Annotated in this window: 23 protein-coding genes; 5 read left to right on the plus strand and 18 right to left on the minus strand. The window is 77.0% G+C overall.

All coding sequences use genetic code 11. From position 1 onward, the window contains the following. Positions 1–78: 78 nt before the first annotated feature. The 3 genes from ACRYR7_RS14865 to ACRYR7_RS14875 form a co-directional block, all read right to left on the minus strand. Positions 79–417, minus strand: coding sequence for a hypothetical protein (locus ACRYR7_RS14865; RefSeq protein ID WP_432572885.1), 339 nt, complete (start codon positions 415–417; stop codon positions 79–81). Positions 418–576: 159 nt separating this feature from the next. Then, on the minus strand, positions 577–1,653 hold the full coding sequence (locus tag ACRYR7_RS14870) for a helix-turn-helix transcriptional regulator (RefSeq protein ID WP_432572886.1): 1,077 nt from the start codon (positions 1,651–1,653) through the stop codon (positions 577–579). After that, on the minus strand, positions 1,650–2,759 hold the full coding sequence (locus tag ACRYR7_RS14875; protein WP_432572887.1) for a helix-turn-helix transcriptional regulator: 1,110 nt from the start codon (positions 2,757–2,759) through the stop codon (positions 1,650–1,652). Before ACRYR7_RS14875 ends, ACRYR7_RS14870 begins: the two co-directional genes overlap by 4 nt. A gap of 109 nt (positions 2,760–2,868) precedes the next feature. On the opposite strand from ACRYR7_RS14875, the gene ACRYR7_RS14880 reads away from it, so the two are divergent. After that, entirely contained in the window at positions 2,869–4,164 is a 1,296-nt protein-coding gene (locus ACRYR7_RS14880; protein WP_432572888.1) for an acyltransferase family protein, read from the plus strand. Continuing rightward, positions 4,046–5,116, plus strand: coding sequence for a DUF3866 family protein (locus ACRYR7_RS14885; protein WP_432572889.1), 1,071 nt, complete (start codon positions 4,046–4,048; stop codon positions 5,114–5,116). Before ACRYR7_RS14880 ends, ACRYR7_RS14885 begins: the two co-directional genes overlap by 119 nt. A gap of 109 nt (positions 5,117–5,225) precedes the next feature. Here the strand turns inward: ACRYR7_RS14885 and ACRYR7_RS14890 are convergent, their stop codons facing one another. From ACRYR7_RS14890 to ACRYR7_RS14935, 10 genes are all read right to left on the minus strand, one after another. Beyond that, on the minus strand, positions 5,226–5,603 hold the full coding sequence (locus ACRYR7_RS14890) for an FKBP-type peptidyl-prolyl cis-trans isomerase (protein ID WP_166611097.1): 378 nt from the start codon (positions 5,601–5,603) through the stop codon (positions 5,226–5,228). A 68-nt stretch (positions 5,604–5,671) separates the two neighbouring features. Further along, positions 5,672–6,661, minus strand: a complete 990-nt coding sequence (locus ACRYR7_RS14895) for an FKBP-type peptidyl-prolyl cis-trans isomerase (protein ID WP_432572890.1) — start codon at positions 6,659–6,661, stop codon at positions 5,672–5,674. Between the two features lie 71 nt (positions 6,662–6,732). Then, entirely contained in the window at positions 6,733–8,094 is a 1,362-nt protein-coding gene (pafA, locus tag ACRYR7_RS14900) for a Pup--protein ligase (protein ID WP_432572891.1), read from the minus strand. Positions 8,095–8,170: 76 nt separating this feature from the next. Beyond that, positions 8,171–8,956, minus strand: a complete 786-nt coding sequence (gene prcA, locus ACRYR7_RS14905) for a proteasome subunit alpha (protein ID WP_432572892.1) — start codon at positions 8,954–8,956, stop codon at positions 8,171–8,173. After that, positions 8,953–9,858 (minus strand): proteasome subunit beta, encoded by a 906-nt coding sequence (prcB, locus tag ACRYR7_RS14910; protein ID WP_432572893.1) that lies wholly within the window; start codon positions 9,856–9,858, stop codon positions 8,953–8,955. The genes prcA and prcB overlap by 4 nt, the downstream gene beginning before the upstream one ends. A 67-nt stretch (positions 9,859–9,925) precedes the next feature. Further along, positions 9,926–10,123 carry a ubiquitin-like protein Pup gene (locus tag ACRYR7_RS14915; RefSeq protein ID WP_432572894.1) on the minus strand — a complete coding sequence of 66 codons (198 nt, stop codon included), beginning with the start codon at positions 10,121–10,123 and terminating at the stop codon, positions 9,926–9,928. A gap of 134 nt (positions 10,124–10,257) precedes the next feature. Continuing rightward, on the minus strand, positions 10,258–11,877 hold the full coding sequence (gene dop, locus ACRYR7_RS14920; RefSeq protein WP_432572895.1) for a depupylase/deamidase Dop: 1,620 nt from the start codon (positions 11,875–11,877) through the stop codon (positions 10,258–10,260). A 24-nt stretch (positions 11,878–11,901) separates the two neighbouring features. After that, complete coding sequence (locus tag ACRYR7_RS14925; RefSeq protein ID WP_432572896.1) at positions 11,902–13,098, minus strand: ABC transporter permease; 1,197 nt, start codon at positions 13,096–13,098, stop codon at positions 11,902–11,904. After that, on the minus strand, positions 13,095–13,823 hold the full coding sequence (locus tag ACRYR7_RS14930) for an ABC transporter ATP-binding protein (RefSeq protein WP_432572906.1): 729 nt from the start codon (positions 13,821–13,823) through the stop codon (positions 13,095–13,097). Before ACRYR7_RS14930 ends, ACRYR7_RS14925 begins: the two co-directional genes overlap by 4 nt. Positions 13,824–14,008: 185 nt before the next feature. Next, positions 14,009–15,436, minus strand: coding sequence for an efflux RND transporter periplasmic adaptor subunit (locus ACRYR7_RS14935; RefSeq protein ID WP_432572897.1), 1,428 nt, complete (start codon positions 15,434–15,436; stop codon positions 14,009–14,011). 133 nt (positions 15,437–15,569) lie between these two features. On the opposite strand from ACRYR7_RS14935, the gene ACRYR7_RS14940 reads away from it, so the two are divergent. Then, complete coding sequence (locus ACRYR7_RS14940) at positions 15,570–16,115, plus strand: NUDIX domain-containing protein (RefSeq protein WP_432572898.1); 546 nt, start codon at positions 15,570–15,572, stop codon at positions 16,113–16,115. A gap of 87 nt (positions 16,116–16,202) precedes the next feature. On the opposite strand, the gene arc is transcribed toward ACRYR7_RS14940, so the two are convergent. Then, entirely contained in the window at positions 16,203–17,885 is a 1,683-nt protein-coding gene (arc, locus tag ACRYR7_RS14945; RefSeq protein WP_432572899.1) for a proteasome ATPase, read from the minus strand. Between the two features lie 156 nt (positions 17,886–18,041). On the opposite strand from arc, the gene ACRYR7_RS14950 reads away from it, so the two are divergent. Next, positions 18,042–19,166 carry a YihY/virulence factor BrkB family protein gene (locus tag ACRYR7_RS14950; RefSeq protein WP_432572900.1) on the plus strand — a complete coding sequence of 375 codons (1,125 nt, stop codon included), beginning with the start codon at positions 18,042–18,044 and terminating at the stop codon, positions 19,164–19,166. On the opposite strand, the gene ACRYR7_RS14955 is transcribed toward ACRYR7_RS14950, so the two are convergent. The 4 genes from ACRYR7_RS14955 to ACRYR7_RS14970 are packed head-to-tail and all read right to left on the minus strand — an operon-like array spanning position 19,068 to position 22,320. Then, positions 19,068–19,784 carry a metal-dependent hydrolase gene (locus tag ACRYR7_RS14955; RefSeq protein ID WP_432572901.1) on the minus strand — a complete coding sequence of 239 codons (717 nt, stop codon included), beginning with the start codon at positions 19,782–19,784 and terminating at the stop codon, positions 19,068–19,070. The genes ACRYR7_RS14950 and ACRYR7_RS14955 overlap by 99 nt on opposite strands. Then, positions 19,784–19,963 (minus strand): hypothetical protein, encoded by a 180-nt coding sequence (locus ACRYR7_RS14960; protein ID WP_432572902.1) that lies wholly within the window; start codon positions 19,961–19,963, stop codon positions 19,784–19,786. Before ACRYR7_RS14960 ends, ACRYR7_RS14955 begins: the two co-directional genes overlap by 1 nt. A gap of 1 nt (position 19,964) precedes the next feature. Then, entirely contained in the window at positions 19,965–21,137 is a 1,173-nt protein-coding gene (locus tag ACRYR7_RS14965) for a tRNA (adenine-N1)-methyltransferase (RefSeq protein WP_432572903.1), read from the minus strand. A gap of 31 nt (positions 21,138–21,168) precedes the next feature. Continuing rightward, complete coding sequence (locus tag ACRYR7_RS14970) at positions 21,169–22,320, minus strand: site-2 protease family protein (protein ID WP_432572904.1); 1,152 nt, start codon at positions 22,318–22,320, stop codon at positions 21,169–21,171. A 228-nt stretch (positions 22,321–22,548) separates the two neighbouring features. Between ACRYR7_RS14970 and ACRYR7_RS14975 the strand changes: the two genes are divergently transcribed. Further along, positions 22,549–23,567, plus strand: a 1,019-nt coding sequence (locus ACRYR7_RS14975) for a RecB family exonuclease (protein WP_432572905.1), incomplete at its 3' end; no start/stop codon positions are given.

Here is a 23,567-nt window from a genome sequence, read left to right on the forward strand (position 1 = left end):
GCGCGCACCGCGGCGGCGGTGCGCCCGCCCGGCGCGCCGGGGTCGCGGGGCGCGGGGTGGCGAGGGGGTGCGGGGGCGTCAGCGCACCGAGCGCAGACCGCGGCCGGCCAGCGTGGCCAGGTCGTCGCAGGAGTCCAGCACGAGGGCGAAGTCCAGGACGTCGTCCCAGGCGATGGTGGCGCCGGCCTTCTCCTCCATGGCCTCCGCGGGGATCACCCAGCGCTCGACGGCCACGCCGCCGGAGACCAGCAGGGCCACGACGTCCTCGCTGGCGGGCTTGCGGACCTCGTCCTTGCAGCCGGGGCAGCCGAAGGCGTAGAAGGAGCGCTCCTTGGCCGAGCACACCACGAGGCGGACCTGCTTGGGGGTCAGCTCGACGTCGCCGCAGCAGGGGCACGAAGCCTTGATCGTGGTCATGGTGGGCACCTTCCGGTCGTGGTGTGGGCGGCTTTCCCGCCGTCCGACACCCACTGCTTCGGCACGGACCCGGAATCCCTTGAACGCCCTTCGCCCGACAGGTTGACACACTCCGTGAGCGACTGGGCACGAACCGCGAAGCCGCTGCGGGGGAAGCGGTCAGCGCCCGCCCGCCGGACCCGCTGCCGGTGCCGCGGTCGCGCCCGTGCGCGGCCCCGCGACCGCGGCGCCGCCGTCCCCGCCGGCCCCGTCCCCGACGCCGTAGGCGGCCAGCGCGGCCAGCGCGGCGTCGCGGACCTCCACGGCCAGCTCCGGGGGGTCCACCACGCGGGCGCCGGCGCCCAGGCGCAGCAGCAGCCGGCGCACCCAGCGGGTGTCCGCCGCCCGCAGCCGCACGCGCAGCGAGGCCTGCTCCCACGCGCCCTCCGGCGCGGTCTCGCTGGACTGCACCGGGTAGTAGTCCACGACCCACGCCGCCTGGGGCGCCAGGTCCAGGGTGACGACGAGGTCGTCGGGGCTGGGCCGGAACAGGTCGGACTGCACGTCGCGCGAGACCGCGCCCGCCGGGGGCGTGCCGTCGGCGTCCAGGACGGTCGCGGCCTCGATGCGGTCCAGGCGGAACAGGCGCACGCCCTCGACGCGGTGGCACCAGCCCTCCAGGTACCAGCGGCCGTCGACGGTGACCAGGCGCATGGGGTCCACGTCGCGCTCGGTGAGCTCGTCGCGGCTGGGCACCAGGTAGGCCAGGTGCAGGCGGCGGTGCTCGGCCAGGGCGCGCCGGCAGGCGGCCAGCACGTCGTCGAGCGCGGCGTCGCCGGGGCGCACGTCCACGCGCACCGAGCCGGCGGCCGCGGCGGCCTCTCCGGTGGCCTCCGTCAGCTTGGCCATCGCCCCGTCCAGGGCCTCGCGGTCGTGCAGGCCGGGCACCTCGGCCAGGGTGCGCAGGCCCACCAGGAGCGCCACGGCCTCGTCGACGGCCAGGCGCGAGGGGCGGGCGATGGGGTCGGCGTTGGACAGGTACACCCGGCCGGAGTCCCAGCGGGCGTCGATGAGGTCGTCCGGCAGGTGCCCGGGGGTGCCGCAGACGAAGAGCAGCTCCAGGTCGTGCACGAGGTCGTCGGTGCCGATGCCGAAGTGCTCGGCGGCCTCCTCCAGGGGGATGCCCTGGTGGCGCAGCAGGTACGGGACCATCGCCAGCAGCCGGGAGAGGCGCTCGGTGGAGGCGCTGCCGGTCACCGCGCGCCCCCCTCGCCCGGCAGGGCCGGCACGGCGGGCTCGGCGGGCTCGGCGGGCGCGGGCGGTGGCGCCGGGGGCAGCCCCGCGGCCCCGCGCAGGCGCCGCACGACCGCCTCGCGCAGCTCCGCCGGCTCCAGCACGACGACGGCGTCGGCGTGCGAGGCGATCTCGTCGGCGCTGACCTCGACGTCGGCCACGTCGACCTCCACGACGTCCATCGCCCCCACCGCGTCCGAGCCCGCCCCCGGACCGGGCGCGGGCTCGGTGGCGACGGCCCGGCGCCGCAGGGCCAGGGCGCTGCCGGGGCGCACGAGCAGGCGCGCGCGGCGGGTGCCGCGCTCGCCGACGGTGCCGGCGACGACCTCGCGCGGGTCGAGGTCGTCGGGCACCTGGTAGGAGCCGGGGCGGCCGATGCGCTTGACGGCCGAGGCCACCCGGGAGAGGCGGAAGACGCGGGGGGCGTCGCGGTCGCGGTCGTGGCCCACGAGGTACCAGCGGCCGTGCCAGCTGACGATGGCCCACGGCTCCACGTGGCGGGTGGCGGCCTCGCCGCCGGCGCGGCGGTAGGAGAAGGAGACGGGGGCGCGGTCGCGGGTGGCGGCGTACAGCGGGTCGAACGCCGGCTCGCTGGTGCGCACGCGCGGCTCCAGGCCGACCAGGGAGGACTCGTCCGGCTCCACGCCCAGGCTGCGCAGCTTGACCAGGGCGCGGGTGGCCGGGCCGGCCAGGCTGGCCTGCTGCCACACGCGGCTGGCCAGGGACAGCACGGCCAGCTCGCCGGGCGTGAAGCGGATCTCGGGCAGGGCGTAGGCGTCGCGGTCGATGCGGTACCCCGCCTCGTCGCCGAAGAGGGGGTCCTCCCCGCCGGTCTCCAGCGGCACGCCCAGCTCGCGCAGGTCCTCCTTGTCGCGCTCGAACATCCGCTCGAAGGCGACGGTGGTGGCGCAGTCGGCGTACTGGGGCACGGCGGTGCGGATCTGCTCCTTCGTCAGCCAGCGGCGGGTGGCCGACAGGGCGATGACGAGGTTGAGGAGCCGTTCGGTGCGCCGCGCGCCGCGGGCGGCGGCGCTGGCCGCCGCGCCGGTGCTGGATGCCGAGCTCGCCATGGTGGACTGGACGCTACCCGACGGCACCGCCGCCCGCCGCGCGCGGTCCGGCGGTGCTCCGGCGCCCGCCCGGCGCCCCCGTCGCCGAGACCCCCGGAGGCCCCCGCCCGTGCGCCGCCTGCCCGCCCTGGACGTGTGCCGGGGCCTGGCCATCGTGCTCGTCGTGCTGCACCACTCGGTGCTGCACCTGGACGCCGCGCACCTGCTGCCGGCGGGGTGGCGGGCGGTGAACGGCGAGCTGGTGCTGCTGCGGATGCCGCTGTTCTTCCTGGTCTCCGGGCTGCTGGCGGCCTCGGCGGCGCAGCGCTCGTGGGGGTCGCTGGTGCGCTCGCGGCTGGTGCCGCTGCTGTGGGTGTTCGTGCTGTGGTCGCTGGTGCGCTTCGCGGTCTTCAGCGCGGTCGCCCCGCGCTTCCAGCCGTGGGAGTCCGGCAGCTGGGTGCCGCTGCTGCTGGCGCCGGTGCGCCCCACGACGGGGCTGTGGTACCTGTACGCGCTCGCGGCGTTCACCGCGGCGGCGCGGGCGCTGGGGCGCCGCGCGCCGCTGGCGCTGCTGCCGGCGGCGGCGCTGTCGGTGGCGGCGGCCGAGGAGCTGGTGCGGGCGCCGTTCTACGTGTGGCACCAGATGGGCCGCTGCTGGGTCTTCTTCCTGCTGGGCTGGTGCCTGCGCGCCCGGCTGCTGCGGGTGCTGGGAGCGCTGCGGCCGCTGCCGGCGGCGGCGCTGAGCGCGGCGGGCGCGGCGGTGCTGACCGCGCACGGGCGCGGGCTGCTGGAGGTGCCGGGGGCGCTCAGCGCGGTCAGCGCCGCGGCGGTGGCGGCCGGGCTGGCGTTCGCGGTGCTGCTGACGTCGCTGCCCGGTGCCGGTGCGCTCGGCGCGGCGCTGGGCCGGCTGGGGCGCTCGACGCTGCCGGTGTACCTGGCGCACGAGCTGGTGGTCGGGGTGGGCACGAGCGCGGCGGTGGCGCTGGGCGCGGGGGCGGGCGCCCAGCGGCCGGGGTGGCTGCCGGCGGCGTGGGTGCTGGTGGCGCTGGCGCTGCCGCTGGCCCTGCACGCCGCGGCCCGCCGGGCCGGCGCGGGCTGGCTGTACGAGGTGCCCGCGGCGCTGCCCGCGCTGGTGGCGGCGCTGCCCGCGCACCTGGCCCGCGCCGCCCGCGCCGCCCGCGGCACCGGCGCGACGCCGGGCGCGGCGGGCGGGGCGGGGCAGGCCCTAGGGTCGGCGGGTGCTGCGCTGGCGTTCGGGGACGGTCGAGCGGGTGCGCCGGGAGTGGCCCGGCGCGATGGAGTGCGAGGTGCTCGTGCGGGGCGCGCCGGCGGGGACGGTCGCGGACCCGGCCGCGGCGGACCGGCCCGGCGCGGTGGTGCGCGCGCTGGCCTACCCGGCCCTGGTGGGCCGGCCGGCCCCCGGTGACCGGGTCCTGCTGAACACCGCGGCGCTGGCGCGGGGGCTGGGCACCGGCGGGTACGCGATGGTCGTGGCGCTGCCCGAGGCGCTGCCGGCGGACCCGCCGGCGGGGCCGGGGCACCTGGTCAAGGCCCGCTACACGCCGCTGCAGGCGATGGTGCTGGGCGTGGACGAGCAGGAGTCCGGCCACCACGACGTCCTGGCCGGCGCGGACGACCTGGCCGGCACCCCCGTGGTGGTGGCGGACCTGCACTCGGCGGTGCCGGCGGTGGTGGCCGGGGTGCGCGCGGGCGCGCCGGGCGCGCGGGTGGCGTACGTGATGACCGACGGCGGCGCGCTGCCGGCGGCGTTCTCGCGCGCCGTGGCGGGCCTGCGCGAGGCGGGGTGGCTGGCGGCGTGCGTGAGCACCGGGCAGAGCTTCGGCGGCGACCTGGAGGCCGCGACCGTGCACACGGGGCTGCTGGCGGCGCGGCTGGTGGCCGGCGCGGACGTGGTGGTGGTGGCGCAGGGCCCGGGGAACCTGGGCACCGGCTCGCGGTGGGGGTTCTCCGGGGTGGCCGCCGGGGAGGCGCTGAACGCGGCGGCGGTGCTGGGCGGGCGGGCGGTGGCGGCGCTGCGGGTCTCGCAGGCGGACCCGCGCGAGCGGCACCGGGGCCTGTCGCACCACTCGGCCACCGCGGTGGGCCGGGTGGCGCTGGCGCCGGTGGACGTGGTGGTGCCCGACGCGGCCGACGAGCCGGGCGGCTTCTGGGACGGGGTGCGCGCCGCGGCGCGCGGGCTGTGCGCGCCGGCCGGGCGGCACCGCTGGGTGGCGGTGGGCACCGCCGGGCTGGACGAGGCGCTCGCGGCGTGCCCGGTGGCGCTGTCGACGATGGGGCGCGGCCCGGGCGAGGACCGCGCCGCCTTCGTGGCCGCCGCCGCCGCGGGCCGGCACGCAGCCGCCCTGCTGGGCGCCTGAGCCCCCGGGCGACCCTCGGGGCGCGGCGGGTGCGCGGCGGGTGCGCCACGCGCGACGCCCCGGCCGCCGCGGGGCGGTCCGGGTCGTCGCGCGTGCGCGGGGCGCGCGGTCAGCTGACGCCGACGAGGTCCACCACGAAGATCAGGGTCTCGCCGCCCTTGATGGCGCCGCCGGCGCCGCGGTCGCCGTAGCCCAGGTGCGGGGGGATGACCAGCTTGCGGCGGCCGCCGACGCGCATGCCGACGATGCCCTGGTCCCAGCCGGCGATGACCATGCCGGCGCCCAGGGGGAAGTCCAGGGGCTGGCCGCGGTTCCAGGAGGCGTCGAACTCCTCGCCGGTGCTGAAGGCGACGCCGACGTAGTGGGCGCTGACCGTGGTGCCCGGCGTGGCCTCGGGACCGTCGCCGACGATCTCGTCGGTGATCTGCAGCTCGGCGGGCGGCTCGCCGCCGGGGAAGTCGATCTCGGGCTTGGTGCGCTCGCTCACGGGTGCTGCTCCTGTCGCGGTCGGGTGGGTGGTCGGCCGGGGCGTGGGACCGCCCGGCGCGCCGGGGCTCAGTAGGCGTCGAGGATGTCGACGACGAAGACCAGGGCGCCGGCGGGCTGGCCACCGGTCGGGGCGTCACCGTACGCGTCGGCGGCGGGGATGACGAGCAGCACCCGGCTGCCGACGGTCTGCCCGGGGATGCCCTTGTCCCAGCCGGGGATGACCTGGCCCTGGCCGATGACGGTCTCGAACGCCTTGCCGCTCTCCCAGGAGCTCTCGAAGACCTCGCCGTCGGCGAGGGTGGCCCCGACGTACTGCATCTTCACCTGCATGCCGCTGGTGACCACCGGGCCGGTGCCCCTGATGAGGGTTTGGGCGACCGTGTCGGCCGGCGGCGCGGTGTCGGTGACCTCCACGTCCTGGGGCACGCCGGCGTCGTCGAGGACGACGGTGGGCAGGTTCGCGGGCGGGGTGACGGCCTCGCCGGTGGCGATCGTGGGCACGGTGCCGGTGATGTCGGCGACGAGCACGACGGTGCTCTGCGCGTCGACGCCCTGCTTGCCGAACTGGGTCACCGCCTCGCCGAAGCCGTCCTCGGGGGCGATGGCGATGGCCAGGCGGTCGCCGACGTGCGCGCCGAGCATCCCGCGGGCGATGCCCTTGGTGACCTGGGCCACGTCGATGCGCAGGTCCGTCTTGCCGTAGCTGGAGTCCAGCTCCTCGCCGGTGGGGCCGGCGTAGAGGGCGTAGGCGAAGCGGACCGTGTCCTCGGCGCCGATCTCCTGACCGGTGCCGGCGGTGACGACCTTGCGGGTGGTCTCCTCCACGGTCAGCGGCGAGGCGAACTCCACGGTCGGCGCCACGGTCGGGTCGGCCGGGCCGGTGACGGTGACGGGCAGGGCGTCGTCGACCTTCGCGGGCTCGACCTCGGCGGCGGCCTGCGTCGCGGCCGAGGTCTGCTCCGCCGGGCTGGGTGCCTCCGGCTCGGAGGCGCACGAGCCCAGCAGGAGGGCGAGCGCCACGGCGGCGGCGGGCAGGACGGCGGTTCGGCGGAGCACGGGGATCCTCACGGTCGTCGGTCGGTCCCCAGCACCCTAACCGTGGACCCTGTGCGGTGCCGGGAGGGTGGTCACATGCTGTCGATGAGGCGTTCCACGCGGTCGTCCACCGACTTGAAGGGGTCCTTGCACAGCACCGTGCGCTGGGCCTGGTCGTTGAGCTTGAGGTGCACCCAGTCGACGGTGAAGTCGCGGCGCTTCTCCTGGGCGGCGCGCACGAAGTCGCCGCGCAGCTTGGCGCGGGTGGTCTGCGGCGGCACCGACAGGGCCTCGAAGACCTCGATGTCGGAGCACACGCGCTCGGCCATGCCGCGCGCGGCCAGCAGGTAGTGCAGGCCGCGGCCGCGGTGGATGTCGTGGTAGGCCAGGTCCAGGCGGGCGATGCGCGGGGAGGTCAGGCTCAGCCCGTGCTTGGCCATGTAGCGGTCCAGCAGCTTGCGCTTGATCACCCAGTCGACCTCGCGGTCCACCAGGCTCAGGTCGCCGGTGGCCACGGCGCGCAGGGCGCGCTCCCACAGGTCCAGCACCCGCTTGACCGTGGGGGTCTGCAGGCCCCGGGTCTCCACGAAGTCCTTGGCCTTCTCCAGGTACTCCTCCTGGATCTGCAGGGCGCTGGCCTCGCGGCCGTTGGCCAGGCGCACGGGCTTGCGCCCGGTGGGGTCGTGGCTGATCTCGCGGATCGCCCGGATCGGGTTCTCCAGCGCCACGTCCCGCAGCGCCACGCCCTCCTCCACCATGCGCAGCACCAGGTCCGTGGCGCCGAGCTTGAGCATGGTGGTGGTCTCGGACATGTTGGAGTCGCCGACGATGACGTGCAGGCGGCGGTAGCGCTCGGCGTCGGCGTGCGGCTCGTCGCGGGTGTTGATGATCGGCCGGCTGCGGGTGGTGGCGCTGGAGACGCCCTCCCAGATGTGGTCGGCGCGCTGGGACAGCGAGTAGACGGCGCCGCGGGGGGTCTGGACCACCTTGCCGGCGCCGACGACGAGCTGGCGGCTGACCAGGAAGGGGATCAGGACGTCCGAGAGGCGCCCGAACTCCCCGTGGCGCGAGACGAGGTAGTTCTCGTGGCAGCCGTAGGAGTTGCCGGCGGAGTCGGTGTTGTTCTTGAAGAGGAAGACCTCGCCGGCGATGCCCTCCTCCTCCAGGCGCCGCTCGGCGTCCACCAGCAGGCCCTCGAGGGTGCGCTCGCCGGCGCGGTCGTGCACGACGAGCTGGCGCACGTCGTCGCACTCGGGCGAGGCGTACTCCGGGTGCGAGCCGACGTCGAGGTAGAGGCGGGCGCCGTTCTTGAGGAAGACGTTGCTGGAACGCCCCCACGAGACGACCTTGCGGAACAAGTACCGGGCCACCTCGTCCGGGGACAGCTTGCGCTGCCCCTCGAAGGCGCAGGTGACGCCGAACTCGGTTTCCAGTCCGAAGATCCTGCGATCCATCTGCCCACCATAGGCACGAAACGGCCCGGCAGCGCAGTGAAACGCGCCACCGGGCCGCCGGGTCCGCCCGGGCGCCTCAGGCGGGGGGTTCGGGCGGGGTGTCCGGGCCGGGCACCGCGCCGGCGCGCCCGCCCTCGCCCTGCTGCCCGGCGCCGGGGGCGCCCAGCAGGCCGGCCAGCGCCGGGGCGGCCAGGCGCCGGAAGGTGCGCCGGGTGCGGGCGCGGTCCAGCACGGCGACCTCGAGCTGGTCGGGGGCGATGGCGCGCGGCCCGGAGCCGGCCGCGGCCGCGGCCGCGTCGCTGCCCAGGGCCTCCACGGCCAGGCGCAGCGCGTCGGCCAGGTCCATGCCGGGCCGCCAGCGCTCGGCGAGCTTGGCGGTGATCTGCTCGGCGGAGCCGCCCATGGCGACGTAGCCGTGCTCGTCGGCGACCGAGCCGTCGTAGGTCAGGCGGTACACCTGGTCCTGCTCGGGGGTGGCCCCGACCTCGGCGACGACGAGCTCGACCTCGTACGGCTTGGACTCGGTGGTGAAGATGGTGCCCAGGGTCTGCGCGTAGGCGTTGGCCAGGCCGCGGGCGGTGACGTCGCTGCGGTCGTAGGAGTAGCCGCGCAGGTCCGCGTAGCGCACCCCGGCCACGCGCAGGTTCTCGAACTCGTTGTACTTGCCGACCGCGGCGAAGGCGACGCGGTCGTAGATCTCGGAGATCTTGTGCAGCGCCCGAGAGGCGTTCTCGGAGGCGAAGACCAGGCCGTCCGCGCAGGCGACGACGACGACCGCCCGCCCGCGGGCGATGCCCTTGCGCGCGAAGTCGGCCTTGTCCTTCATCAGCTGCTCGGGCGAGACGTAGAAGGGCACGCTCATGCCGGGGCACCTCCCTGCTGCGTCGGGGCCTGCGCGGGGCTCTGCGCGGCCAGCGGGTTGCCGCCGGGGTTGCCGGTGCGGCCCTCGACCACGGAGCGCACGACCTCGCCGAGCTCGTCCTGGCCCAGGCGGCGGAAGCCGTCGGCGGTGACCACGGCCACGACGGGCCAGATGCCCCGCAGCAGGTCCGGGCCGCCGGTGGCGGAGTCGTCGTCGGCGGCGTCCCACAGGGCCTCCACCGCCACCCGCACCGCGTCCGCGTCGCTCAGGCCGGGGCGGAAGAGCTTCTTCAGCGCCCCGCGGGCGAAGACGGAGCCGGAGCCGACGGCGTGGTGGTCGACCTCCTCGTAGCGCCCGCCGGTGACGTCGTAGCTGACGATGCGCCCGCGCCCCTCGGCCAGGTCGTAGCCGGCGAAGACCGGCACCACGGCCAGGCCCTGCATGGCCAGGCCCAGGTTGCCGCGGATCATCGCCGAGAGGCGGTTGGCCTTGCCCTCGAAGGACATCAGCGCACCCTCGAGCTTCTCGAAGTGCTCCAGCTCCACCTGGAACAGGCGCACCATTTCGATCGCCAGGCCCGCGGTGCCGGCGATGCCCACGCAGGAGTGGTCGTCGGCGGGGAAGACCTTCTCGATGTCGCGCTGGGCGATGACGTTGCCCGCGGTGGCGCGCCGGTCGCCGGCCATGACGACGCCGTCGGCGAAGACGATCGCCACGATCGTCGTGGCGTGCGGCGGCTGCCCCGCGCCGGGGCCGCCGCTCAGGGCGCCGGTGCCGCCGGCGGGCAGCCGCCGCGCCCCGGGCAGCACCTCGGGGGCGTGGTCTCGGACGAACTCGGTGAAGGACGAGGAACCCGGCACGAGGTAAGCCGCCGGGAGCCGTCCGCTGGGGTCCTGGCTCACCCGTGCGACCCTACCCGGCGCCCCCCGGCGGCGCCGGGGAGCGCCGGGCGGGCGCGCGGGCGGGCGGCTACTGACCGCCCTTCTGCACGAAGCCGCGCACGAACTCCTCGGAGTTGGACTCCAGCACCTCGTCGATCTCGTCGAGCAGGGCGTCGACCTCGGCGTCGCTCTCCTTGGACTGCGCCGTGGCCTGCGCGGGCACCACGGGGGTCTCCTCCGGCTCGTCCTCGCGGCGGCTCGGGCGCTGCTGCTCCTGTCCAGGCATGGGCTGGCTCCCCCTGACGTCTCGGTCAGCGCCGGCCCGGCGGCCGGCTCGCGAACGACACTAACCCCGCCGGGCCGTTCGCGCGCCGGTGCGCGCCGGTCGTGATGGGGGCGTCACCGGCGCGCGGGGGGTGCTCAGGTGCCGGTGAGGGCGCTGACGAGCTCCTCGGCGGTGGCGCAGCGGTCCAGCAGGGCCCCGACGTGCTCGCGGGTGCCGCGCAGCGGCTCCAGGGTCGGCACCCGCTGCAGCGCGCCGCGGCCGGGCACGTCGAAGATCACGGAGTCCCAGCTGGCCGCGGCCACGCGCGGGCCGTAGCGGGCCAGGCACTCGCCGCGGAAGTACGCGCGGGTGTCCTCCGGCGGGTGCGTCACCGCGCGCTGGACGTCCTCCTCGGCGAGCAGCCGCTCCACCTGCCCGCGCTCGGCGAGCTTGAGGTACAGGCCCTTCTCCGGGCGCAGGTCCGACCACTGCAGGTCCACCGCCTGCAGGCGGGCGTGGTCCCAGGCCAGCCCGTCGCGCGAGCGGTACCCCTCCAGCAGGCGCAGCTTGGCGACCCAGTCCAGCTCCCGGGCGGCGGAGAAGACGTCGTGCTCCAGCTTGGTCAGCACCGCGTCCCAGCGGGTGAGGACCTCGCGGGTGTCGGCGTCGGCGTCGTCGCCGAGGCGGTCCTCCACGAACGCCGCGGCCGCCTCCAGGTAGGCGCGCTGCAGCTGCAGCGCGGTCATGCGCCGCCCGTCGCGCAGGCGCACCAGCTGCGTCAGGCCCGGGTCGTGGGAGACCTCGTGCAGGGCGCGCACCGGCTCGCTCAGCTGCAGGTCCCCGGCCGGCCCGCCCTCCAGGGCGCCGGCCTCCAGCGCCGCCAGCACCAGGGAGGTGGTGCCGACCTTGAGCAGGGTGGCGACCTCGCACATGGTGGCGTCGCCGACGATGACGTGCAGGCGGCGGTACTTGTCGACGCTGGCGTGCGGCTCGTCGCGGGTGTTGATGATGGGCCGCTTCATCGTGGTCTCCAGGCCGACCTCGACCTCGAAGAAGTCCGCGCGCTGGCTGATCTGGTACCCGGCGGTGGCCGAGTCCTGCCCGATGCCGACCCGGCCGGCGCCGGTGAAGACCTGCCGGGAGACGAAGAAGGGCGTCAGGTGGCGCACCACGTCCCCGAAGGGCGTGGCGCGGGACATGAGGTAGTTCTCGTGGGTGCCGTAGGAGGCGCCCTTGCCGTCGGTGTTGTTCTTGTAGATCGTCACCGGCGTCAGCCCCGCCGTGGCGGCCACCCGCCGCAGGGAGTCCAGCAGGATGCGCTCGCCGGCGCGGTCGTACAGCACGGCCGCGCGCGGGGTGAGCACCTCCGGGGAGGAGTACTCCGGGTGGGCGTGGTCGACGTAGAAGCGCGCGCCGTTGGTGAGGATGACGTTGGCCGTCGTGGGGTCCTCGGGCTCGGCGCCGACCACGTCGGCGGTGCCGGGCGCGGTGCGCCCCTGCCCGCGCCGGCCCTGCGCGTCCCCGCGCTCCGGGGAGTCGGTCAGCTGCGAGGGGTGCGCGGCGGCGCGCTTGACCTCGAAGCCGCGCGCGTCGCGCAGCGGCGCCTCGTCCTCGTAGTCCCACCGCGCCCGCAGCGCCGAGGACATCGACCCGGCGGCGGGGGCGGCGTAGGCGTTGACGACCTGCGCGGACAGCAGCATCGGGTTGGCGCCGGGGTCCCCGGGCACCGAGATGCCGTACTCCGTCTCCAGGCCGGTCACCCTGCGCACGCTCACGCCCCGACCCTACGGGGCGCCGGGTCAGTCGGCGCGCAGGGCGACCACCGGGTCCAGCCGCCCGGCCCGGCGGGCGGGGAAGACGCCGAAGAAGACGCCCACCGCCGCGGAGACGGCGAAGGCCACCACCGGGCTCCACCACTCCACGCTGGCCGGCAGCGGCGAGAGGCGGTCCACCAGCAGCGAGCCGGACACCCCCAGCACGATGCCGATGACCCCGCCGACGGACGTCAGCAGCACCGCCTCGACGAGGAACTGCACCAGCACGTCGCGCTGGCGCGCGCCCAGCGCCTTGCGCAGCCCGATCTCCCGGGTCCGCTCGCGCACCGAGACGAGCATGATGTTGGACACCCCCACGCCGCCCACGAGCAGGGAGATGCCCGCGATCGCGGCGAGCACGGCCGTCAGCAGACCCAGGATGTCGCCGATGACGCCGAGGATCTGCGTCTGGGTGACGGCGCTGAAGGTCTGGTCGGGGTACTCCGCCTTCAGCGCCCGCCACAGCTCCTGCGACAGCTGCGGCACCGAGCCGGAGGTGGCCGCCTTGACGGCGAAGGCGTCCACCCGCTCCAGGCCGAAGAGGCGCTGGGCGACGGTGATGGGCACGTGCACCTCGTTGTCCTGCGAGACGCCGAAGGACTCCCCCTGCTCGGCCAGGACGCCCACCACCCGGAAGCGGGTGCCGGCCACGGTGATCTGCCGGCCCACCGGGTCCACCCCGGGGAAGAAGGTCTCGGCGGTGCGCGAGCCCAGCACCGCCACCCGCCGGCGCGCCTCGACGTCGGTGCCGGTGAAGAACTGCCCCTCGGCGACGGGGCGGGTGAACACCTCCGGCAGGTTCTGGTCCGAGCCCTGCACCGTGACGAACTGCTCGACGGTGCCCGCGCGCACCTGGGCGCCGGAGGTCAGCCGCGCGGTGACGGCGTCGGGGTCGCCCACGACGTCGGCGAGCAGCTCGCCGTCCTCGCGCTGCAGGGTGGAGACCGAGGCGGCGTTGGCGGAGAGGTTCTGGGTGTCGAACTGCCCGGGCACCACGAGGATCAGGTTCGAGCCCAGGCCCTCGACCTGGGACTCGATCTGCTGGCGGGCGCCGGCGCCGATGGAGACCACGACGATGACCGCGGCGATGCCGATGACGATGCCCAGCGTGGTCAGCAGGCTGCGCAGCCGGTTGCCGCGCAGCGCGTCGAGGGCGACGCGGAACGCCTCCAGGCCCTTCACGCCGCTCCCCCGCCCGCGCGCGGGCCGCCGGCGGCCCCGTCGGAGGCGCTGCGGGCGGCGCTGTCGGAGGCCACGAGCCCGTCGCGCACGCGCACCTGGCGGCGGGCGCGGCCGGCGACCTCGTCGTCGTGGGTGACCAGGACCACCGCCACCCCCCGGTCGGCGTTGAGCTCCTCCAGGATCCGCATCACCTCGGCGCCGTTGCGGCTGTCGAGGTTGCCGGTGGGCTCGTCGGCCAGCAGGATGCGCGGCTCGCCGACCAGCGCGCGGGCGATGGCCACGCGCTGCTGCTCGCCGCCGGACATCTGGGTGGGCCGGTGCGTCAGGCGGTGCCCGAGGTTGACCGCGCGCAGGGCCTGCGCGGCCAGCTCGCGCCGCTCGGAGCCCTTGATGCCGCGGTACAGCAGCGGCAGCGCCACGTTGTCCACCGCGGTCGAGCGCGGCAGCAGCTGGAAGGCCTGGAAGACGAAGCCGATCTCGCGGTTGCGCAGCTCCGCCAGCTCGCTGTCGGACAGCTCGCGCAGGTCGCGCCCGCCCACGCGCAGGACGCCGGAGGTGGGCCGGTCCAGGCAGCCCAGCAGGTGCATGAGGGTCGACTTGCCCGAGCCGCTGGGACCGACGATCGCGGTGTACTCGCCGTCGTCGACGGTGAAGCTGACCCCGCGCAGCGCCTGCACGGTGCTGTCGCCGAAGGAGTAGCTGCGCGTGACGTCGACGGCCTCGATGGCCGGGGCGCCCGCCGGCGCCGTCGGCGCGGCGCTGCCCGGCCGCCCGGCGGGGTGCTGGTCGGGGCGCTGCCCGGGGTGCTGGTCGGGGTGCTCGGCGCGGTGCTCGGCGGGGTGCCGCTCGCCGGGGTGCCGCTCGCCGGGCTCCGCGTGGAGGTCCTCGTGCGGGGGGTGACCGGGGTGCCTCACGACAGCTGCTGGCCCTGCTCGACGTCCGCGGCGCCGCCGGTGACGATGCGCTCGCCGCCGCGCAGGCCGCCGGTGACCTCGACCACGTCGTCCCCGCGCACCCCGACGGTCACCGCGCGCCGCTCGGCGACGCCCCCGCGCACCACCCACACCGAGTCCGAGTCCGCCTCGCCGCCGGCCGAGCCGGCGCGCAGCACCGCCCCGGCCGGCACGGTCACCACGTCGCGCGCCTCGGCCACCACCAGCGAGACCACCGCCGACATGCCCGGCAGCGGCGTCGGGGCCGGCTCGCCGCCCTCGGCGGTGCCGCCGTCGTAGCTCAGCCGCACCGTGTAGGTGACCGCCCCGGCGCCGGAGCTGGCGGCGCTGGGGTCCACGCTGGTGACGGTGCCGCGGTACGCGGAGCCCTCCACCGCGTCCACGCCCACCCGCGCGGTCTGCCCGGGCTGCACGCGCAGCACGTCGGACTCGTCCACGTCCGCGGTCAGGGTCAGCACGGAGGCGTCCACCACGCTCAGCAGCGGCGAGCCCGCCGAGACCACGGCGCCGGCGGCGAGGACCGGGGAGCCGGCCGCCGAGGAGCCGCCGCCCGCGCCGGCACCGGCGAGCGCGCCCTGCGGCAGCGACAGGCCGCCCTGCTGCAGCAGGCTCTCCGCGCCGGCGGGCAGCCCGCCCGAGGCGCCGCCGGCCGCGGCCAGCGACACCGTGCCCGCGATGGGCGCGCGCACGGTCAGCGCCTCGACGGTGGCGCGCGCGGCGGTGACCGCCGCGCGCGTCTGCACCCGCTGCGCCTGGCCCAGGGCCGCGACGGCGTCGTCGACGCCGCCGAGGCCGGCGCTGACCTGCTCCACCAGCGCCTGCGTCTGCGCGGCCAGCAGGTCGTACTGGGTGCGCGAGGAGCGCACCGCGGCCAGCGCGGCCTCGCGGGCCACCGGGTCGGGCAGCTGCGCGGCCTGGCGCTCGGCCTCCTCGAAGCGGGCCGCGGCGTCGGCGCGGGCGCGGCGCTGCTGCGCGGCGAGCTGGGCGGGGGTGCGGCCCGAGGAGGACGAGCGGCCCGGGGCCGCCGCCTGCTCGTCGGCCTCCTCCGCCTGCGCCAGGGCGTCGCGCGCCTGCGGGGAGTCGATCGTGGCGAGCACCTGGCCGGCCTCGACGCGCTGGCCGTCGGCGACCTGCAGGGTGGCCACCGTGCCGGACGCGGGCGCCTGCACGGTGGAGGAGGCGCGCGGCTGCACGGTGCCGGGGGCCTCGACGACCTCCTGCACGTCGCCGCGGCCCACCTCGGCGGTGGTGACGACGGGCGCCTCCTCCGAGCTGCACCCGGCCAGCGCCAGGACCGCGGCCACCGCGGCGCCCACCAGGGGCAGCAGCCGGCGGGAGGGGGACGCGGGACGCACGGGGCCGGGCGGGGTCAGGGGGGCGCGCACCCGCGTCACCCTAGGCCGTTCCCCCGCGGGTCGTCCGTCCGTCGTGGGGAGTTCTCCCTCACGTCCGCGTCAGCCGATCGGAGGACGCCGCACCCCTGCGGCGGCACCGCGCGCACCGGTAGCGTCGGCGCCCGTGAGCGGGGACGTCGCGGGCGAGGAGAGCGTGGCCCTGTACGACCCGGCGGACCCGGGCGGGCGGGTGACGGGCAGCGCGCCGCGCTCGCGGGTGCGCGCGCTGAACCTGCCGCACGCGGCCACCGGGGTGCTGCTGCGCGACGGGCGCGGCGGCGTCTTCGTGCACCGGCGCACCACCGGCAAGGACGTCAACCCGGGCCTGCACGACTGCCTGGCCGGCGGGGTCGTCGCCGCGGGCGAGGACCCCGGCGCCGCCGCGCGGCGCGAGCTCGCCGAGGAGCTGGGCACCGGTGAGCTGGCGCTGCGGCCGGTGCTGCGCCGCTGGTACCGCGACGACGTCACGCACCACCTGGCGCACGTGTACGAGGCGTGGTGGGACGGCGCGCCCCTGGTGCTGCAGGACAGCGAGGTCGCCGCCGGCTGGTGGGAGCCGGCGCAGCGGCTGCGCGAGCGCCTGGCGGACCCCTCCTGGCCGTTCGTCGCCGACTCGCGCGCGCTGCTGGCGGCCTGGCCGGCGTGGTGGGAGGACGGCGGGCCCCCCTGACGCGCCGCGGGCCCGCACCCCTCGAGGGGGGTGCGGGCCCGCGGGTGCCGGCGCCGGCGGCTCAGGGCCGGCCGGCGGGGCGCCCGCTCAGAGGTACTGGCCGGTGTTGGCGACCGTGTCGATCGAGCGGCCCGCCTCGGTGCCCTTCTTGCCCTGCGTGAGGGTGCGGATGAAGACGATCCGCTCGCCCTTCTTGCCGGAGATGCGCGCCCAGTCGTCGGGGTTGGTGGTGTTGGGCAGGTCCTCGTTCTCCTTGAACTCGTCCACGCACGCGCTCATCAGGTGCTCCACCCGCAGGCCCCGCTGGCCGGAGGTCAGCAGGTCCTTGATGGCCATCTTCTTCGCGCGGTCGACGATGTTCTGGATCATGGCGCCGGAGTTGAAGTCCTTGTAGTACAGGACCTCCTTGTCGCCGCCGGCGTAGGTGACCTCGAGGAACTCGTTCTCCGGCTCCTCGGTGTACATGCGCTCCACCGTGGCGCGGATCATCGCGTCGACGGCGGCGCGGGCGCTGCCGCCGTTGGCGGTGAGGTCGTCCGCGTGCAGCGGCAGGTCGGGCGTCAGGTACTTGGCGAAGATCTGCCCGGCGCTCTCGGCGTCCGGCCGCTCGATCTTGATCTTCACGTCCAGGCGGCCCGGGCGCAGGATCGCGGGGTCGATCATGTCCTCGCGGTTGGAGGCGCCGATGACGATGACGTTCTCCAGGCGCTCCACGCCGTCCAGCTCGGAGAGCAGCTGCGGCACGATGGTGGTCTCCACGTCGGAGGACACCCCGGAGCCGCGGGTGCGGAAGAGGGACTCCATCTCGTCGAAGAAGACGACCACGGGGGTGCCCTGGCCGGCCTTCTCGCGGGCGCGGGCGAAGATCAGCCGGATGTGCCGCTCGGTCTCGCCGACGTACTTGTTGAGCAGCTCGGGGCCCTTGATGTTGAGGAAGTAGCTCTTGGCCTGGGTCTCCCCGCGCAGCTCGGCGGCCTTCCTGGCCAGGGAGTTGGCCACCGCCTTGGCGATGAGGGTCTTGCCGCAGCCGGGCGGGCCGTACAGCAGGATGCCCTTGGGCGGGCGCAGGCCGTGCTCGCGGAAGAGCTCCGCGTGCAGGAACGGCAGCTCCACCGCGTCGCGGATCGCCTCGATCTGCGGGCCCAGGCCCCCGATGTCCTCGTAGTCGATGTCGGGGACCTCCTCGAGGACCAGCTCCTCGACCTCCGCCTTGGGGATGCGCTCGAAGGCGAAGCCGGAGCGGGTGTCCACGGTCAGGGAGTCACCCACGCGCAGCGGGCCGTCCTCCAGGGGCCCGGCCAGGCGCACCACGCGCTCCTCGTCGGCGCGCGCCAGCACCAGGGCGCGCCCGTCGCCCAGCAGCTCCTTGACCGTGGCCAGCTCGCCGGTGCGCTCGTAGTCGCACGCGGCCACGACGTTCATGGCCTCGTTGACCATGACGTCCTGGCCGGGGCGCAGGCCGGCGAGGTCCACGGCGGGGCTGACGGCCACCCGCATGCGGCGGCCGGCGCTGACCACGTCGGCGGTGCCCTCGCCGGTCGCGGCGAGGAAGGTGGCGAACTGGGCGGGCGGCTGGCCGAGGCGGTCCACCTCGGCCTTGAGCGAGACGATCTGGTCGCGCGCGTCCCGCAGGGTCGCCGCGAGGCGGTCGTTCTGGGCGTTGACCTGGGCCAGCCGCGAGCGCGCGGCTCCGAGCTGCTCCTCCAGCAGGGCGGCGTGGCGGGCGTCCCGCTCACCTCCGCCGCCGAAGCGGCGCTGGGGTTCCGTCATGGCGCATCCTCCCCCTCGTAGCCTTCCCGGTCCCCCGGTCGGGCGGTGGATGCACTCGACCCTAACCCGCGGCGCCGACAACGCGAGGCGGATCGGTGTCGGCGCGTCCGCGGGCCCGGCGAGCGCGCCGCGCCGGCCGGCCCGAAGATGATCCCCGTGCCCGCCCCCGAGCACCGTCCCGGCGCCCTGGCCCGCCTGGACGGCTTCCAGCGCCGCCACCGCGCCGTCGGCTACCCGCTGGCCGTGGCGTACAAGTTCTTCGAGGACCAGGGCGCCTACCTGGCCGCGCTCATCACCTACTACGGCTTCCTGTCGCTGGTGCCGCTGCTGCTGCTGCTGTCGACGGTGCTGGGCTACGTGCTCTCCGGCGACCCGGGCGCGCAGCAGGCGGTGCTGAACTCCGCGGTGCGCCAGGTGCCCGTCATCGGCGGCGAGCTGGGCAGCCCCGAGCGCCTGGGCGGGGGCACCACCGGCCTGGTCGTCGGCGTGGTCGGCGCCCTGTACGGCGCGACGGGCGTGGCGCTGGCGCTGCAGAACGCGGTGAACGTGGCGTGGGCGGTGCCGCGCAACGAGCGGCCCAACCCGTTCGCGGCGCGCGGGCGGGCGCTGCTGCTGCTGGTGACGGCCGGGCTGTTCGTGGTGGGCACCGCGGTGCTCAGCGCCGTCATCGGCGCCTACGCCCCGGCCGGCCTGGCCACCTGGGCCTCGCGCGCCGGGACGGCGGCGCTGGCCGCCGTCGGCTTCTGCGTGGCCTTCCGGCTGGCGGCCGCGCACCGGCCCGCGGTGCGCACGGTGCTGCCCGGGGGCGTGGCGATGGGGGTGCTGTGGACGCTGCTGCAGTACTTCGGCGCCGGGATCGTCGGGGAGGTCGCGGCCCGCTCCACCGTGTCCAACCAGCTGTTCACGGTGGTCCTGGGCGGCATCGCGTTCCTCTTCACCGCCTCCTGCTGCGTGGTGCTGTGCGTGGAGGCCGACGTGGTGCGCACCCGGCGGCTGTACCCGCGGGCGCTGCTGACGCCGCTGACGGACGCGGTGGAGCTGACCGAGGCCGACCAGCGCGCCTACACCCGCCTGGCGCAGGCGCAGCGGCACAAGGGCTTCGAGCAGGTCCTCGTGCGCTTCGGGCGCTCGCCGCTGCAGGAGGCCCGCGAGCGCGAGCAGCGCCCGCGGGCCGATCGGGGCTCAGCCGAGCAGGTGGCGGACCAGCAGGACCGCGGCGGCGAGCACCGCGACCGCGGCGACGGAGTGCTCGACGCGCGCCCCGGTGCGGAACAGCCCTAGGGCGGTGCGCCGGCGCCTGCCGCCGAGCAGCGCCAGGGGCGTGGCCAGCGGCAGCGGCACCCCGCCGACGGTGAGCCAGTCCCCCAGCACGTGCACGAGCACGCCGCCGGCCACCGCCCACGGCAGCCACTCCACCCCGCCGGGGGTGCGCTGCAGCACCCACCAGGCCAGGCCGAAGGACAGGGCCAGGTTGCCCACCACGGTGGTCTCCACCGTGCCGGGGATGACGAAGTGGCACCCGCGCAGGGCGGCGCCGACGACGAAGGCCAGCGCCACCAGCGAGGTCCACGGGTTCAGCGCGGCGGCCCACGCCAGGGCGCCGAAGACCAGCGGCGCCAGCAGCGGGTCGTGGGTGCCCCAGCGGTGCCCGCCGGCCAGGCGGCCCACGAGCGCGGCGGCGCCGGTGGTCAGCGGCCCCCACATCTGCGCCACCGTGGAGCCGGTGGGCCTCGGCAGGGCCCGCTTCCAGGAGATGCCGCCCTGGTCGAAGTCGGGCAGCAGCGCCGCCCCGCCCCACACCGCCACCCACGCCACGGCGCCCAGCGGGCCGTGCACGGGCGCCAGCGGCAGGGTGGCCGCCCCGGCGGTCAGGCCGGTGCAGGCGTGGCTGTGGGCCATCACGAGGGCACCACCGCCGGGCCGGTACCGCGGCGGCCGGCGCGGGGAGCGCCCCGCAGCCGCGGCAGCCACCGGGCCGCGGCCGGCACCGCGCCCAGCAGCAGCGCGCAGCGCGCCAGGACCGCCGCGACGAACGGCTCGACCCGGCGCAGGACGGGCGGCCGCGACCAGCGCGGCACCTCAGGCGCCCGGCCCGGCCGGGCCGGCGGGCTCGTCCGGTCCGGCGGGGCCGTCCACCCCGGCGGGGCCGTGGGTGGCGCCGTGCGAGGCGGCGGCACCGGCGGCGGCCTCGCGGGCGGCCTTGCGCGCCTTGCGGTCGGAGACGGGGCGGTCGCCGTACTCGGTGCCGTCGGCGAGGGCGTCCGCGCCCGCGCCGGCGTCCTGGCCCGCGCCGCCGCCGGTGTCCTCGCTGTGCGCGCCCGGGGCGGGGCGGCGCTTGCGCAGCGGCGGCTTCACCCCGTCGGCCAGGCGGCGGGTGGTGACCAGGAAGCCGGTGTGCCCGACCATGCGGTGCTGCGGGCGCACCGCCAGGCCCTCCAGGTGCCAGCCGCGCACCATGGACTCCCACGCCTCCGGCTCGGTCCAGCGCCCGGAGGCGCGGGCGGCCTCGGCCACCCGGGAGAGCTGGGTGGCGGTGGCGACGTAGCAGATCAGGACGCCGCCGGGGGCCAGGGCGTCGGCGACGGCGTCCAGGCACTCCCACGGGGCGAGCATGTCCAGCACGGCGCGGTCGGCGCCGGTGCCGGCGGCCGCGGAGAGCCCCGAGGCCGGCAGCGACTCCACGAGGTCGCCGACGGTCAGCCGCCACGCGGGGTGCGGGCCGCCGAAGAAGGTCTCCACGTTGCCGCGGGCGATGTCGGCGAAGTCTTCGCGCCGCTCGAAGGAGTGCACCCGCCCGCCGTCGCCGACGGCGCGCAGCAGCGACATCGTCAGGGCCCCGGAGCCCACGCCGGCCTCGACGACGGTGGCGCCGGGGAAGACGTCGGCCATCTGCACGACCTGGCCGGCGTCCTTGGGGTAGACCACGGCCGCGCCGCGCGGCATGGACAGCACGAAGTCCGCCAGCAGCGGGCGCAGCACGAGGTACTCCACGCCGGCGGTGTTGGTGACGGTGGTGGCGTCGGGGCGGCCGATGAGGTCGTCGTGGGTGAACTTGCCGCGGTGGGTGTGGAACTCCTTGCCGGCGGTGAGGGTGATGGTGTGCATGCGCCCGCGCGGGTCGGTCAGCTGCACCCGCTCCCCCTCGCGCAGCGGGCCGCGGCGGGTGGCCGCGCCCGTGGGGGCGCCGTCGGGGGCACCGGTGGGGGCGCCGCCGGGTTCGCCGGCGGGTGCGCCGGTGGGGGCGTCGTTCAACGCTGGGTCCTTCCGTGGTGGGGTGCGCGCCTCAGCGCGCGGTGACGGCGGCGACGACGTCGCCGGTGTGCAGCAGGCCCTGCACGCGCCCGCCGGGGCCGAGCACGACGTGCTCGCCGGGGTGCGCGGTGACGGCGTCGAGCAGCTCCTGGCCGGTCAGCTCCGCGCTCACCCAGCAGCGCGGGGGCAGGGCGCGGGCGGTGGCGCCGGCGCCCAGGGCGGTGCGCCGCTCCTGCGGCACCTGCCGCAGGGCGCCGGTGTCGACCACGGCGACGGGCACGCCGTCGTCGGTGACCAGCACCACCTCCAGCTCGCGCGAGCTGCCGCGGGTGGCGCCGGCGTCGATGGCCGCGCGCGCGGCGCGCACGACCTCGTCGACGGTGGCGCGGGTGCTGACGCCGATGGCGGGCCGCTGCAGGGCGCGCACGGACAGCCGGGGCACGCGGCGGCGCTGGGCGGCGTACTGCAGGGCCTGCGAGGCGCCCTGCCACAGCAGGGCGCTGACCAGCCCGGCCCAGACCACCTGCGTCAGGGAGGTGCCCCAGCCGAGCAGGCGCGGCACGGCCACGGCCGCCAGCAGGGTCGCCGCGGCCAGGACCCGCCCGGCCCAGGCGGCGGCGACGGTGCCGTCGAGGCGGTCGCCGCGCACCTTCCACACCACCGCCTCCAGGGCGTGCCCGCCGTCCAGCGGCAGCCCCGGCAGCAGGTTGAACACCGCCAGCAGCAGGTTCGACAGGGTCAGCGCGCTCAGCAGCAGCCCGCCCACGCCGACCGGGCCGGGCTGGGCGCGCACCAGCTCGCCGGCCTGGTGCGCCAGCAGCGCGATGACGCCGTTGGTGACGGGGCCCACCACGGCGATGAGCAGGTTGCGGCCGGGGCCGGCGGGGTTGCCGCCCTCCTCGGTGAAGGAGGTGTGGCCGCCCCAGACGTTGAGGACGATGCCGGTCACCCGCATCCCGGAGCCGCGCGCGGCCAGCGCGTGCGCCACCTCGTGCAGCAGCACGGACAGCAGCAGCAGCACCGCGTACGAGAAGGCCACCAGGTAGGCCGCCGGGCCGGGCACGCGCGGGGCGACGACGGGGGCGAACACCCACACGATGACGGCGGCGAAGAGGAACCACGACGGCGCGAGCAGCAGCGGCACGCCGAAGGGGCGTCCCAGCCGGATCCCGGCGCCGCTCACGGGCGACCGGCCCCGGTCCCGGCGGGGAGGTCGAGGGGTCGGGGGCAGCGCACCCGCCGATCCTAGGTCGCCGCGGGGGCGTCCCGGCGCGCGCCCACCGCGGCGGGCCCGCGCGGCACCGTCCCGGGGCCGGGCGCGGGGCCGGGCGCGGGGCCTCCGCGGGCGCCCCGGGGGGCCGCGCCAGCGCGCGCGGACCCGGTGTCGCAGGCGGCGCCTAGCGTGGGCCCGGTGAGCTCCAGCACCCACGAGGCCCCCGGCACCGCCCCGGCCGCCCCCGCCCCGCCCGCTCCCGGCGCGGGGGGCCCGGACGGCGCGGGCACCGGCGGCGCGGGCACGGGCGGGCGCGCCGCGCGGGGGCTGTCGCCCTCGCGGGCGGCGGACTTCCTGCGCTGCCCGCTGCTGTACCGCTTCCGCACCGTCGACCGCCTGGAGGAGGCGCCGTCGCCGGCCGCGGTGCGCGGCACGCTGGTGCACGCGGTCCTGGAGCACCTGTTCGACCTGCCCGCCGCCGGGCGCACCGCCGAGGCGGCGTGCGGCATGGTCGAGGAGCAGTGGGCGCGGCTGCGCGAGCGCGAGGCGCGGGTGGGGGCGCTGTTCGCCGACGACGACGCCGGCGCGCGCGAGCAGGAGCGCTGGCTGGACTCGGCGCGCGCGCTGCTGCGGCGCTACTTCGAGCTGGAGGACCCCGCCCGGCTGGAGCCGGCCGAGCGGGAGGTGCTCGTGGAGCTGCCGCTGGCGGACGGGCCGGTGCTGCGCGGGGTGGTGGACCGGGTGGACGTGGCGCCCTCGGGGGACCTGCGGGTGGTGGACTACAAGACCGGCCGGGCGCCGTCGGCGTCCGCCGAGGCGGCCGCGCTGTTCCAGCTGCGCTTCTACGCGCTGGTGCTGTGGCGCCTGCGCGGGGTGGTGCCGCGCCAGCTGCAGCTGGTGTACCTCGGCTCCGGGCACGTGCTGCGCCACGCCCCCGACGAGGACGAGCTGCGCGCCACCGAGCGCAAGGTGCGGGCGCTGTGGGCGGCGATCGAGCGCAACCGCGCCAGCGGCGAGTGGCCGGCCAGGCCGGGGCGGCTGTGCTCGTGGTGCGACCACAAGGCGCTGTGCCCGGCGTTCGGCGGCACCCCGGGGGCGCCGGCCCCGGCCCGCGGGGGGGGGGGGGGGGGGCGCGCCCCCGCCGCCCCCCCCCCCCGGGTCCGCCGCTCACACCAGCCGGCTGGCCTCGACCAGCGTCCGGCGCAGCACGTCCTCCA

This window comes from Kineococcus gurbantunggutensis (assembly GCF_050871925.1).
Lineage (GTDB): Bacteria > Actinomycetota > Actinomycetes > Actinomycetales > Kineococcaceae > Kineococcus.

Bases quoted from the DNA above. Each gene is read 5' to 3' on its own strand.
- ACRYR7_RS14865 (WP_432572885.1), bottom strand. From the start codon at position 417: ATGACCACGATCAAGGCTTCGTGCCCCTGCTGCGGCGACGTCGAGCTG.
- ACRYR7_RS14875 (WP_432572887.1), bottom strand. From the start codon at position 2,759: ATGGCGAGCTCGGCATCCAGCACCGGCGCGGCGGCCAGCGCCGCCGCC.
- pafA (WP_432572891.1), bottom strand. From the start codon at position 8,094: ATGGATCGCAGGATCTTCGGACTGGAAACCGAGTTCGGCGTCACCTGC.
- prcA (WP_432572892.1), bottom strand. From the start codon at position 8,956: ATGAGCGTGCCCTTCTACGTCTCGCCCGAGCAGCTGATGAAGGACAAG.
- ACRYR7_RS14915 (WP_432572894.1), bottom strand. From the start codon at position 10,123: ATGCCTGGACAGGAGCAGCAGCGCCCGAGCCGCCGCGAGGACGAGCCG.
- arc (WP_432572899.1), bottom strand. From the start codon at position 17,885: ATGACGGAACCCCAGCGCCGCTTCGGCGGCGGAGGTGAGCGGGACGCC.
- ACRYR7_RS14955 (WP_432572901.1), bottom strand. From the start codon at position 19,784: ATGGCCCACAGCCACGCCTGCACCGGCCTGACCGCCGGGGCGGCCACC.